General features: G+C 50.1%; 10 protein-coding genes. 5 read left to right on the top strand and 5 right to left on the bottom strand.

Going from position 1 to position 12852, the window contains the following annotated elements; translation table 11 throughout:
* Positions 1-183: 183 nt before the first annotated feature.
* The 5 genes from ACUZ8J_RS07275 to ACUZ8J_RS07255 form a co-directional block, all read right to left on the bottom strand.
* Positions 184-1305 carry an ABC transporter permease gene (locus ACUZ8J_RS07275; RefSeq protein ID WP_011626661.1) on the bottom strand — a complete coding sequence of 374 codons (1122 nt, stop codon included), beginning with the start codon at positions 1303-1305 and terminating at the stop codon, positions 184-186.
* On the bottom strand, positions 1295-2236 hold the full coding sequence (locus ACUZ8J_RS07270) for an ATP-binding cassette domain-containing protein (protein ID WP_446694912.1): 942 nt from the start codon (positions 2234-2236) through the stop codon (positions 1295-1297). Before ACUZ8J_RS07270 ends, ACUZ8J_RS07275 begins: the two co-directional genes overlap by 11 nt.
* A 95-nt stretch (positions 2237-2331) precedes the next feature.
* On the bottom strand, positions 2332-3345 hold the full coding sequence (locus ACUZ8J_RS07265) for an HlyD family secretion protein (protein WP_446693460.1): 1014 nt from the start codon (positions 3343-3345) through the stop codon (positions 2332-2334).
* Positions 3342-4043, bottom strand: a complete 702-nt coding sequence (locus tag ACUZ8J_RS07260) for a TetR/AcrR family transcriptional regulator (RefSeq protein WP_446693459.1) — start codon at positions 4041-4043, stop codon at positions 3342-3344. Before ACUZ8J_RS07260 ends, ACUZ8J_RS07265 begins: the two co-directional genes overlap by 4 nt.
* A 234-nt stretch (positions 4044-4277) precedes the next feature.
* Positions 4278-4625 carry a hypothetical protein gene (locus tag ACUZ8J_RS07255; protein ID WP_011626664.1) on the bottom strand — a complete coding sequence of 116 codons (348 nt, stop codon included), beginning with the start codon at positions 4623-4625 and terminating at the stop codon, positions 4278-4280.
* 496 nt (positions 4626-5121) lie between these two features.
* On the opposite strand from ACUZ8J_RS07255, the gene ACUZ8J_RS07250 reads away from it, so the two are divergent.
* The 5 genes from ACUZ8J_RS07250 to ACUZ8J_RS07230 all read left to right on the top strand — a co-directional run bounded on the left by ACUZ8J_RS07250 (position 5122) and on the right by ACUZ8J_RS07230 (position 12806).
* A complete protein-coding gene (locus ACUZ8J_RS07250; protein ID WP_037416899.1) occupies positions 5122-5979 on the top strand; it encodes a hypothetical protein in 858 nt (285 codons plus the stop codon).
* A gap of 10 nt (positions 5980-5989) precedes the next feature.
* Positions 5990-7321, top strand: a complete 1332-nt coding sequence (locus ACUZ8J_RS07245; protein WP_446693458.1) for a DUF4785 domain-containing protein — start codon at positions 5990-5992, stop codon at positions 7319-7321.
* 368 nt (positions 7322-7689) lie between these two features.
* On the top strand, positions 7690-10932 hold the full coding sequence (locus ACUZ8J_RS07240; protein ID WP_446693457.1) for an nSTAND1 domain-containing NTPase: 3243 nt from the start codon (positions 7690-7692) through the stop codon (positions 10930-10932).
* A gap of 18 nt (positions 10933-10950) precedes the next feature.
* Entirely contained in the window at positions 10951-11328 is a 378-nt protein-coding gene (locus ACUZ8J_RS07235; protein WP_446693456.1) for a DP-EP family protein, read from the top strand.
* Positions 11329-11786: 458 nt separating this feature from the next.
* Positions 11787-12806, top strand: coding sequence for a diguanylate cyclase (locus ACUZ8J_RS07230; protein ID WP_446693455.1), 1020 nt, complete (start codon positions 11787-11789; stop codon positions 12804-12806).
* The last annotated feature ends 46 nt before the right edge of the window (positions 12807-12852 follow it).

The raw sequence follows: 12852 nt of genomic DNA, 5'->3' as shown, positions 1-12852 counted from the left end.
CACACGCTTTGCATCTCCACTCCCCCAAGGGATCCGCAAAGCCAATACCGCAAAGGAACATTTTAATAGCAGCAGTGTAAGCGAGTTCTAAAGTAACTAACATCCATTTCAACGACTTAGTCCGATTCTTTACCAATACTTTGCGTTAAGTCAAAACTCACGCCCAAAGCGAGAGCCCGCACCTTAATCCAAACGTTTAGAGAATCGCAGGCTTGCCACCAGCAGCCCTAGGCAGGTAAAGCCAATCATCCACAGCGCATCAAATTGCAAGTCACTCACCTCGGCATCCCTCAGCACAATCGCGCGGGACATACGCATAAAGTGCGTCGCGGGTAACGCCTCGGCAATCCACTGCGCCGCCACGGGCATGGCCTCGTAGGGGAACATAAAACCCGACAACAGAATCGACGGCAGCAGGATAAACACCGTCATCTGCATCGACTGTAACTGGGTTTTCGCTATGGTCGAAATCACTAGGCCTAAGGTCAAACTGGCGCAGATAAACAGCATGGCCGCCAGCGCAATCGAATCCAAACCGCCGCGGATCGGCACTGCAAACAGTAAATGTCCGGCGGTGAGAATAATCGCCAGTTGTACAAAGCCCACTAATACATAAGGGGTGATTTTCCCAAGCATTAGCTCCAGCGGCCTCACCGGCGTGGTGATTAAAAACTCCATATTGCCCTGCTCTCGCTCGCGCACAATTGCGGCCGAGGTAAACATCACCATGGTCATAGTCAAAATGACCCCTAAGAGGCCGGGGACGATATTCACCACAGAACGCTGCTCAGGGTTAAAGTACTGCACCACCTCAAAACTAGGGGGATTCGATTTGACCGCCCTGCCCGCAATTTCATCCAGTGGCATTTGCCTTAAACTGCGAATGGTGGAGGCGACCACAGTATCCGAGCCATCCACCAACCATTGCCCCACAGGCTCGGCAAAATAGGCCTGTCCCGCAAAGGCGGGATGTCGCACTAAACGCTCGTCGAGATCGGCGCCTAAATACAGCACGGCTTTCACTTCGCCCCGAGTGATGGCCGCATCCGCCTCGGCAGCACTCAGATAGCGATGCTTAAAATCAACGACTTGAGTCGCTTCTACCGCCTTGACCAAGGCGCGGCTATAGGCGGAGTCGCTTAAATTCACTAAACCTGCGGGCAAATGGCGCGCATCGGTGTTGATGGCATAGCCAAACAGCATCAACTGCACTAAGGGGATCATGACTATCATGCCGAAGGTCATGCGATCCCGCGATAACTGCCTGAGTTCTTTGACGACCACGGCCCAAATTCTACGTAGCATCTTGAGCCTCCACTGTCGTGGCCTGACTGCCGTTTGGCGGCGTTAGCTGGGCACGTCCGCCCGTGCAAGTCACAAACACATCCTCAAGGCTTGGACGCACTTCGGTCAGCGCCCGCCCCGCAACCCTAGGGCTTAACCAAGCCAGCGGATCTGCAATCGAACTTTGCACTAATACCCGTAAACGACTGCCAATCTGCGCCGCCGATAACACGTTGGCATCGCTGATAAGCGACTGTTTAAGCTTACGTAAATCTTCTCCCGACACTTCAATGACCCGCGCGCCCATGGCCGCCATGAGTTGTAGCGGCGAGCCATCGGCGCGTTTTATCCCACGCTCTAAAATCGCAAGACCATGGCAACGCTCGGCCTCATCCATATAGTGGGTCGAGACTAAAATCGTGGTGCCTTGGGCGCAGAGATCGAACAGCCGTTCCCAAAACTCGCGGCGATTTTCAGGGTCGACCGCCGACGTCGGCTCATCGAGAAATAACAGTTCGGGGTGATGCAAGGTCGCGGCGGCTAAGGCTAAACGTTGCTTTTGCCCGCCACTCATGGAGCCCGCCATTTGCTTCTCGCGCCCCGCCAAATCGTACAGACTTAATAACTCGGCTAAACGCGCCTTGGTTTGGCGGCGATTCAGCCCATAAATTTGTGCCACAAACTCCAGGTTTTCCCGTACCGACAAATTGTCGTAGAGGGAGAATTTTTGCGTCATATAGCCTATGCGGCGGCGCAGTTTTTCCTCGGCGCCGGGCAAGGTTTCGCCCAGCACCCGAATATCCCCCGAGGTCGGGCTCAGCAGCCCAGTCAACATCCGAATGGAGGTCGATTTACCGCAACCATTGGGGCCTAAAAATCCATAAATCGTGCCCTTAGGGATTGCTAAATCGAGATCTTCGACCGCATTGATGCCGCCAAAGGCGCGGGTCATGCCGCGGGTTTCGATAGCAAACTCAGTAGCCGCGATTGATGTTTCTGCAGCAGATGTCCCAACGTTCGATATCTCTGCTGAAGCCTGTTGAGCACTCATGGCAGCAGTACCTCAAGGGCCATTCCCGTGGGTAAATCCTCTCCCTCTGGCGCAATATCAATATCGGTGAGATACATCAGTCTCGCCCTATCACGCTCATTTAACGCATAAAAAGGGGTGTAAGCCGGTTGACTGCGAATATTACGCACAGTGCCTGCAATAGGCTGGGTGCGACCATCGACAAGGATCTTCACTTGGCTCCCCGCCTTGACCCTATCGAGCCAAGTTGCTGGCAGATACACCCGCACATAGGGATGTTCAATTGCCAATAAACCAATGAGTTGACTACCTGCGGCCACCCTGTCCCCCACCCGCCAAGGTAAGGTATCCACCACTGCGGGTCTTGCTGCCACTAGGCTTAAATCCTTGAGGGCTTTTTGCTCCTGCGCCACGCCAGCCATGGCCGCCTCGACTGCGGCTCTGGCTTGTTCGAGTTGCTCGCTGCGGGTGCCGTTTTGCAGCAGTCTAAGGCTCTGCTCGGCTTCGGCCTGCTTGGCAAGGCTGGTATCACGCGCCGCGCGCGCCGCATCTAAGTCCGCTTGACTGAGCACCTTAGTCTTAAATAACTGTTGCGTACGCTCAAAATTCTGCCGCGCCTCTTTCACGCTGGCATTGGCGCCATCGAGGGCCGCGCGGGCTTTATCTATGTCTTCCGAGCGAGCCCCCGTCACGGCTTCCTCTAGTTTGGCCTGCGCCTGTTTAAGCTCGGCCTGACGCTGGCCAAAGCGCGCCTGAGCGGCTGTACTATCCAGCTCGAGTAACACTTCCCCCGCCTGCACTTGCTGGCCTTCGACCACATTAATCCGCTTGATCAGCTCCCCCACGGGCGCGGTGAGGGTTAACCTGTCGCGTTCGACAGTGCCCAGCACGCGGGGCGATTCATCGCCGCAGGCCGTCAATTGCAGTAACAGCGCCGCGCCCAATAAACTCGCCACAAGCTTGCCCCATCCTCGGGGAGAAGGTTGCCTTACCTTAACCGACCTAACTGTTAACCTATTGGTTAAAATCATAATTCACTCCTAGGTTCACGCATCACCCCCTGCGTGAATACCTGCATATTGTGTAGCGCTAACCGTTGTAAATCCGTGCCACTGGTACTAAATAGGCCAAACTGACGCATCAATACCGGAGGCGCGATCAGCGGAAACACCATCAAACTGACAAAACTGAGTCGCACAAAATTCGGATCTAGCCCCTCCTTGAGAATGCCTGCGCTAACAAATGAGGCTTCGAGCCATTGGCGCGAGAGGGACAGCATTTGCTCAAACACAGACAGCATGATCCGATAGGCTTCGGTGCCATCGCTCTCCTGCAGCACACGGACAATCAATCGTGGTAATCCGGGGTTGGGCGCCATCACCCGATAATAGGTTTGCATTAAATCGCCCACATTATTAGGCGCTTGCGCCGTGGACACTTCTCGTAAACGGGTAATTACAGGCTCGAGGGTTTCGCGCACCATCTGCTCAAACAGCCCAGCCTTAGAGCCAAAGTAATAACGGATAAGCGCCGCATCCACCTCGGCTACTCGGGCAATTTCACGGGTCGACACTGTGGGATAGCTGCGTTCACTAAAAAGGCTGACGGCGGCGGTGATCAGCCGTTGGCGCGCATCTGAGTTGCCCTTAGGGCGACCTGCCGCCTGGGAGGTGTCGGCATGGGTAGCAAATGGCACCACCCCACAGGGGCGGTTGGGAATAAGCGACATAACCAGCTCCAGCAGAATTCATCTATTGATGAATATACTGAAAAGCTGCTGGAAAAGGCAGCAGTTAAATTCCTCATTTTGATTCAAATTGAGGAATTTAACCTAAAAGGCTTAAGGTAGAGGTTTCAGCCGCTTAAGCCACTTTTACCTCTCACTTAACGGCTTAAACGCAGGAGTTGAGCTTAAGCTTAAGCTTAAGGCTCAGGCTTGAAGGCTGAGATTTTAGGCTACAGCTTACGCCCCTTTAACGATGGCGCTTAAACGTGCGATAAATTGCTGCACAGCTTCAAGGGTATCGAAACTAAACGCCAATCCGTAGTGGGTTTCATTAAGGCTTTTATGTAACCGCTTGGGAAAACGCGTCATTTCCGCATTATGGTAATAGTCATACTTAGCATGTACGCCCGCTAAGGTGGCTAGTTCGCTGGAAAACACCTCAAAGGCCGGGCGAATAATCAGCTGCGCGGTTTTGCCCTCCATATGCAGATAAAATGCTTCCTTGGTTTCCGGCAACATGTATTCGGTAATGCTCTTCACCGTAAAATTGCTGCGACAATTCAACTCGGTTAAACAGCGGCTCATTTCCTGTTGTGTAATAGCCAAAAGTGCCTCCTGAAAGTGTAAACATCTTGATATACAGAACAATAAACTGATTAGCCTATCAGTGTTAATAAAAATAATTTCCCACAGCTTTAGGCAAATTTAAACAGCTTAATACGCCATGCGTTTTATTAGCGTTTGCTGATCAAGTAATTAGCGTGTCCATCACCTCTATTAAAACACAGTCAAAAGATTGTCGCTATGTCATTAAATTGTATGGTGAATTTTTGCTTGCCAGCAGAAAATGTTGCGACTAGGTTAATAACCCAGAGTGGACGTCAGGCCAGTTTACCCCCGATGCTAAAGCCTAGTAATGATGTGTTTTAGGCTTCCATTCCCAGGTTTCGCCGTATTGATTAAACCTGACAAACGCTTGCCATGCCGAACGCTGCGACTTAACGCCATTCACCCGACACTCAATGGCCGTTAGCAATGGACTGCAAGGCCGTGCTCAATCACTAAGAGATGAGAAACACCCATGAAGATAAAAAACACCTTAATGCTCTTGGGTCTGTTAGCTGTCAGTCCCGCGGTTTTTGCCGCAACAGGTATCGCCTTTGTTCACGGAACCGGAAAACAAACCAATGCGTTAGCCGACTATTGGACTTCGGAATTTGTTAACTCAGTGCGCCAAGGGATCCCCGTCCCCAATAATTACACTGTCATCAACTGTGACTTCGACCAATATATGTGGGAAGAAGCCGCCGCGGGTTGCCTCGCCACTCAGCTCAATAGCTTTATTCAAGCGAAGAATATTGATGATTTAATCCTGCTCACCCACTCTAATGGCGGTAATGTGGTGCGCTGGATTTTATCAAACCCCACCTGGGACAGCCGTTATCCTGCGGTGATCAAAGCCACCTCCAGAGTCATCGCCCTCGCGCCATCGAGTGGCGGCACGCCGCTGGCCGATGCAGTCAATCAAGGCAATGTGTTCGAAACGACTCTAGGTTGGCTCTTAGGCTATGGCAGCAATGCGGTCAAACAGCAGCAAGTCGGCTGGATGGCAAACTACAACAACACTTGGCTCTATGGCACCGCTGGTCGTCCGAGTTTAGGTAAGCCCTTCGAGGTGGTTGTCGGCTCGGATGTGGATTCCGCCATTTGGGACAGCGACAGCTACTGCGCTGGCTATCAATATCAGGTCGCCCTCGAAACTACCCAAAACTGGCTCGATAGCTGCTCCGACGGCTTCTTAAATTGCAGCTCCCAAAAAGCCGCAGGCACAGTCTGGTTCACCGATAAACAAAAGACCCGAGGCCAAGAACCGTTAAGCCATCAGCAGAGTCGCCGTGCCTGCTTTAACTTAGACACGCTGATCCGCAATCATATTTAAGGAGCCCACTATGCCACCTTTTACACTCCGCACCTTAAGCAAAGCGGTCAGCTTGGTCATCTTTGCTAGCCTGCTCGGTGCCTGTCAGGATGAGTCACCCACGCCTGAGCCACAAAAAGAAGCCAGCCCAATGTATGCCAAGGGCTTAACCTTAGCCGCGCCGACGCAGAGCGACCTTGTCGATACTAATATCGCCTCGCCAACTCTCGCGCCGATTAATACCAGTACCGAATACGTCAGCTTTATCACTCCGCTCTATGGCCAATACCAAGCCAGTCAACCCGTGCTTGAGCAGGCAAGCCAAAGTGATGAGTATTGGCTAAATGTCACCGGCGCCGAGCTTAATGCCGGCGTGCAGCTCAACTTAAGCCAAGCGGGCAGTTTAGTGCGGATTGCGCCCCGTGGCGATGTCAGCACAGGCGCCTTAATGCATGCCGATGCCGTAGCCCCTGAGCGAGTGCAAATTCAGCGGATAGGCCAAACGCCGCAGGGTAAAAACGCCAGCAGCCCGCAAGCAACAGAATCCTTGGTTAAATCGCTGGTGAGCGCCGACGCCTTAGCGAGCGCGGGGTTAGCCGATGACTCCAGCGCCCTGCAAATGTCTGAAAAGGCCACGGCCGGAGCATATCGCCTGCAAGTCAGCCAGCCCTTAGTCGCTAAGGCCAACTATCTGGTCAACGTGAAGGAAAAAGGCTCGCCCTATCAACTGAGTATCAAGGCGCCCAGCGCAATTGCGGCCGATGCCCAAACGGTTGGGGTTAAACTCAATTTAAGCCAAAGCGATAATCAATTTGCGCCTCAGGCCAAACTCAAGCAAGCCGATGGCACAGAGCAAGCGCTGGCCATGGTGAAACAGGGGGATGAATGGCAGGCTTTAGTGCCCGCGGACTTGCCCCTTGCCAGCAGCAATGCGGGGCTGAGTGAAATCGAAGTCACTGTCCAGACTCAGGTCGATGGCCGCCCAGTGCAGCGCACGGTGAAAACCGCGTTTAAGTCCTATGTGAACTCGGCCAGCATCAAGCCCGAAGTATTGACCGTTTGGGATAAAGGCGTGCCGAATCAAGTCAACTTTGAGCTAACTGTCGCCGAGGCGGGACGCTTTGGTTTAAGTGGCGTGCTCACGGGCACCAATGCCGAGGGCCAAAAAGTGGCGATCATGCGCACCCAAGCGGCAACTTGGTTAACGCCCGAATCCCCCAAACTTAAGCTGATGTTTGACCCAACGCTCATCCAAGCCTCAGGCCTGCAACCGCCCTTTGAGCTCAACGAACTAGAGTTGCAAGACCAAGGGCAAATGGCACGGCTAAGTTTTCAGGCCAACGCACTGGTGCTTACGCGTTAACTCAATTTAACCCATTTCTCCCTTCCCAACCGCTTTGAGTGCCCACCTTGGGCACTCTTTTTTTTCCCGTCATCTGGGTTTATGCTGCCAAGCCAAGCGTTTACCCAAGCGAAAGTGCAATTATCGCGCAATCCCCCAACCCTGTGACAACACATGGGTATCAGCACAACATGCTGTCACAATTTCAAGATAAAATTTACATTGATTATAAAAGCTTACTTCTTTTAAATAACAAGGAGTCTAGGCATAATGCCAATGTTTTGACGCAAAACCCCATAGCAACATATGCAAATGGGATATAAAAATAACAATGGCTAATGGCACCGCGACTCCTCCGCCTTAGTCGATGCTCAAGCAATGGAAATCCTATGAGTGACAGCACATTTTTTTTTGGTGAATGGCAAGTCAATCCCAGCGCCAACAGCCTACTCCTTGGTAAACAAGTTAAACAACTTGAACCTAAGGCAATGGATGTGTTGTTGTTTCTCTGCCAAAACGCCGGTGAAGTGGTCAGCAGTGACGAAATTGTCAGCCATTGCTGGCCTGGGGTCGACACGGGCGACAATCCACTGCATAAGATTATCAACCAGTTACGTCGCGCCTTAGGCGATAGTGCCACCGAATCCCGTTACATTGAGACCATTCGCAAACGTGGTTATCGCACCTTAGCCGAAGTGCGTTTTCCCGTCGGCCACGAGGCCAGCGCCACGCCACAAACCTGGCAAGGTGGTTCGCCGTTTCCGGGCCTGCAAGCCTACAGCGCCAACTATGCCGACGTGTTCTTCGGCCGCAGCGAACAAATTAGCACGCTGCTGAATCGCATTAGCCAACAAATCCAGTTTGGCCGCGCCTTCTGCTTAATTTTAGGCCCCAGTGGTAGCGGTAAATCCTCCTTAATTAATGCCGGTGTATTGCCTAACCTCATGACCGCCAATGGCTTTAATGGCGTTGGGGTTGTGGCCTATAGCAGCCTCGATTTTGCCGATGTCAGCAAGGGACAACTGCTCACCGATCTGGCCAGTGCCATGCTCGATTGGGAGCTAAACGACACCCCAGTATTTGAGGGCATGAGCGCAGATACGCTTGCCGCCAAGCTTGAGCAAGATCCGCAAAGCATTGTCGAGATATGCAAACAAAGTCTTAAAAATCAGACCTATGCTACGCCACACTTTGGCTTATTTATCGACCGATTAGAGGTGCTATTATCATCGCCGCTGTTTAGCGATGCCGAGCGCAGCGCCTTTATCGAGTTGTTAGAGCGCCTTGCCACTTCCCATGCGGTGTTGATTTTAAGTGCCTGTCGCAACGACTTTTATCCGTTGCTGGTCAATTACCCCAGTCTGATGGCAGGCAAAGCGCGCGGTGCCCATTTCGACTTAGCGCCGCCCACTCGCACCGAGCTGCTGCAGATGATCCGCCTGCCAGCCGTTGCCGCCAATTTAACTTGGGAAATCGATAGCGACACCGCCATGCCGCTCGATGAAATGCTCTGTAGCGATGCCGCCAGCAATCCAGATGCGCTGCCCATGCTGCAATACACCTTACAGGCGCTGTATTTACAACGCAGTGACGATGACAAACTATTGGTCTCTGTGTATCGCACCTTGGGCGGCATCGAAGGCGCTATCGGTAAAAATGCCGAGCAGGCCATCTCCCATTTAACTGAGGCCGAAAAAGCCAGTCTGCCGCGGATTTTGTCCCTGTTAGTCACCCTGCGTGAGGATGAAAAATCCATCACCAGCCGCACCGCCCGCTGGTCGCAGTTGCAAAGCGCGGCCGAAACCGCCCTAGTGCAAGCCATGGTCGATAGCCGCTTATTTGTGTCCCATCTGCAAAATGGTGAACCCTGTTTTAGCATCGCCCACGAAGCCCTGCTGCGCCGCTGGCCAAGGGCGACGGCGTGGATCAGCGAACATAACGACAGCCTCAGTATTAAGAGCCGACTACAGCATTTATCCCAGCGCTGGCTCAGCGAAGCCAAACACAGCGCCTATTTGCTGGCCGAGGGTAAACCCTTAAAAGAGGCCCAAAGCCTTAGGCAAAACCCCTTGTTTGACTTAGACGAGCGGGAAACCGACTTTATTGCCGCCTCCAGCAAACGCGCCACTATGCTGCGCTGGACGAGGCGCGTCACCGTCGCCCTGCTGTGCGTACTCACCTTAACCTCAGTCATTATGAGCGTTCGCAGTATCGAAGCCGAAAAGCTGGCCCAGCAAAAACGCCTCGCCGCCGAAGATCTACTCGGGTTTATGGTGGGTGACTTCGCCGATAAGATGCGCGGCATCGGCCGGATGGACTTACTCGACGGCATCAGCAATAAGGCATTGGAATATTTCACGGATTTCTCCAGCCAAGACGATGAAAAATACTTAAGCTTCGACGCCCGCTTCCAGCATGGGCAGACCTTAGAGGCCATGGGCGAAGTCGCCTATTCACGCAATAAAATCGATGAAGCCCGCAGCGCCCTACTCGCCGCGCAGGAAAAAATGCTGCCGCTGCTCGAATTGCAGCCAGACAACTTAGCCCTACTAAAAACCTTAGGTGCCAATGCCTTTTGGTTGGGACAAATTGAATACGATGATAGAAAGTGGGAATCGGTCGAACCTTTTTTTGAACTGTATTTGCAATACAGTCAAAAGATGTATTCCTTAGCACCCGATGATAAGGATGCATTGATGGAACTATCATATGCATATAACTCCCTAGGCTCACTTTTTATGAGGCAACAGGACTTTACTGAAGCAAAGCTAAAGTTTGAAGAGTCCTTGAGGCTAAAACTTATTGCGAACCAACAAGATCAAAATAACACTCAGCTTCAAGCAGACATAGCAGACACCCGTTCTTGGCTAGCTAGTGCAACTAGTGCGACAGGTGATTTTTTATCAGCAATTTCTATTCATGAACAACTACAAAGTGAATTGCAAAAAACTTCACTAAACCCCTATTCATTAGATAGATTAGCAAGTAGCTATTTTTTACTGGCTGACTTATTGAAATATCAAAATAATGAGAGCCAAGCCTTAGTTAAGGCTCAGCAAGGGCTAATCGCAATAAAAAGAGCACTCGAACAAGACCCCCAAAATGATACATGGAAAAAACTACAGCATGATTTAGCTATAAAAATTATTGAATTAAACAGAGATATATCTATTGACAGTACTGATTCGACAGCCATAAAAAATCAAATTGAAAGTGATTCTTTTAGCTCACCAAGGCAAAAAAAAGAATTGTTATCAAAGTACTACTTAGCCTTAGCTCACAATCTTCAATCAAAAAATTTATTTTCTGAAAGTGAAGTTTATGTTGACAAATCAATCAACAACTATAAAGAATTATCTTCAGAGAGCTTAAGCAATACTCCATACTTAGCTTTACTATCTGAGAGTTATTTGATGAAAGCTAGTGTACTCAAAAATAAGAGTGATGAAGAGAACACCTCTAAATACTGTAAAAAAGCATTGGAAAATATTGACAAAATATTTAAATCAAACAAAACCCCTCAACATGCCGAAACCTATATAAAATCACTAGACTGCCTAGGGGAGTTAGAAGGTAACGATGAAATACTTAATTTTATAAAAAAAAGCGGAATTAAAAATTATAGATTTTAACTAACACGGAGAACTAAAATGTCCCAAACAACTGGAATAGCTAATTTATATAAAGTTGTCGTAACTCTAGACAATGATGTTCCATCATTCCAATATTTTAACTTTGACGATACACCATGTTGTGGCAACGTAGTTATTACGCAAAATGGAACTATCACTTATCAACTAATAGACAAAACAAACCAAGGACTAAAGTTCATTGGTGCGGCTTTCCAAACCCCATTCGATCATATTGTGGATGCTGTAACACTAAGCACTGATGGTTCCTTAATACAACTACTGGATTTAGACAAAACTCTAGGAACAACAAAATTCCAGTTTGTTTTAAGTAATACAACAAACACACTAATGCTACTGAGTCCAGATCCTCAAGTAGTGAATCGACCTGAAGTATAAAAAAACCAAGTGGGGACAGCCATGTCTTTTGTGCTTTGTCCCCTCTTCTACTCGTCTTTAGATTATCTTCACCTTGTCTGTTTGGAGCGAGTCATTGCATTTAAACACAAGCAAGGTGGCAAATGGTGTCGAGGGAAACCCCATAGCCAAGCATTACACCCCAAGCAAATTAATGGGCTTACATTGCATTAAATTGACCCAATAACTAGTATTCGACTCAATCTTGAGGCTTCAGATTAGGGACTATTTAGCCCAAATTTTGCGAGTTGTAAGCAAGCCCCCAGCTAACCACGCTCCTAATCGCAGACAAAACTACTCAGAAGGTAAAATTTAAAACATTTATAAACAACAACTTAAACCAGAAGGTAAGCAGAAGGTATCTTTTCTTCCGCCAGAATAAAGTCATCCTCAGAAAAGCGCCTAGCGCAGATGATTAAAGTTCACGGAGAAAGATAACAATGACAAACTCACCGAAACTGGCTCGCCAACAACCCGCCTTATCCATTGTCGATGATGCTGCATTGCCCGCAACTCAACCTGCAAAGAGTGCCGAGCTACCGCTGAACTTTTTCGAGCATTCTTCCCTCGAGACCATTGAGCTCTTTATTCAACATTTAACCGAAGCCGTGATCTTAGTGAATGCCAATGGCTTTATCCGTTCGTGCAATCAGCGCAGTGCCGAGCTGCTCGATTGCCCGCAGGCGACTTTAAAGGGCCAAGACTGGCGCAATTTTTTGACCGAACATCATCAAGCGCGCTATGACAATCTTCTGAGCCACGATGTGCAATTAGGCACCAACTGTGGTCACCCCGTGCAGCACCCAGCGCAGGAAACTACGCTGATCTGCGCCTCTGGCAAGGCCAAAGATGTGGAGTTGTCTATCTCTTATATTCCCAGCCATGAACCTGTGTTTGTGATGGTAATGCACGATTTAACTCAGCATAAGGCGGAAAACCAAAAGCTGCGCAAGTTGGCCGCCACCGACTCCCTCACCCAACTGGCGAACCGTCGCTATTTTGATGAAATGCTGCAACAGCACTGGGAAGAATGCACCGCCAAACTGCGCCCTATCAGCGTAGTCATTATCGATGTGGATTATTTTAAGGTGTTTAATGATCAGTTTGGTCATATCCAAGGTGATGAATGCCTTAGAAAAATTGCCAAAGTGATCGCCACTATTGTGCCTATCGACATCGGCCTTGCGGCCCGTTACGGCGGCGAAGAGTTTGCGCTGATCCTGCCTAATCACAATGCCAAAATGGCGCTGACCATAGCGCAAAAAATTCAGCAAGGGATTAATAACATTCGTTTTACTGACCAAGGGCTCAGGGATTATGTCTCAGTAAGCGCCAGTCAAGGGATTGCCAGTGAAGTCAATGGTCAGTTCCGTACCTCACTCGCCATGGTGTGCGCCGCCGATACCGCGCTTTACCGCGCCAAGGCCGATGGTCGTGACCGGATAAACGCCTCACTGTAGGTCGCCGCGATTGAGCTTAAGCAATTGTCAGGGATAGAAATTAAAC

This window comes from Shewanella sp. Koi 1 (assembly GCF_052907445.1).
The sequence above is the reverse complement of the archived record's forward strand: the minus strand, read 5'-3'. Positions and strand labels throughout refer to the sequence as shown.

Coding starts and splice junctions, on each gene's coding strand:
- ACUZ8J_RS07275 (WP_011626661.1), bottom strand. CDS start 1,305: ATGCTACGTAGAATTTGGGCCGTGGTCGTCAAAGAACTCAGGCAGTTA.
- ACUZ8J_RS07270 (WP_446694912.1), bottom strand. CDS start 2,236: ATGACCCGCGCCTTTGGCGGCATCAATGCGGTCGAAGATCTCGATTTA.
- ACUZ8J_RS07265 (WP_446693460.1), bottom strand. CDS start 3,345: ATGATTTTAACCAATAGGTTAACAGTTAGGTCGGTTAAGGTAAGGCAA.
- ACUZ8J_RS07260 (WP_446693459.1), bottom strand. CDS start 4,043: ATGTCGCTTATTCCCAACCGCCCCTGTGGGGTGGTGCCATTTGCTACC.
- ACUZ8J_RS07255 (WP_011626664.1), bottom strand. CDS start 4,625: ATGAGCCGCTGTTTAACCGAGTTGAATTGTCGCAGCAATTTTACGGTG.
- ACUZ8J_RS07250 (WP_037416899.1), top strand. CDS start 5,122: ATGAAGATAAAAAACACCTTAATGCTCTTGGGTCTGTTAGCTGTCAGT.
- ACUZ8J_RS07245 (WP_446693458.1), top strand. CDS start 5,990: ATGCCACCTTTTACACTCCGCACCTTAAGCAAAGCGGTCAGCTTGGTC.
- ACUZ8J_RS07240 (WP_446693457.1), top strand. CDS start 7,690: ATGAGTGACAGCACATTTTTTTTTGGTGAATGGCAAGTCAATCCCAGC.
- ACUZ8J_RS07235 (WP_446693456.1), top strand. CDS start 10,951: ATGTCCCAAACAACTGGAATAGCTAATTTATATAAAGTTGTCGTAACT.
- ACUZ8J_RS07230 (WP_446693455.1), top strand. CDS start 11,787: ATGACAAACTCACCGAAACTGGCTCGCCAACAACCCGCCTTATCCATT.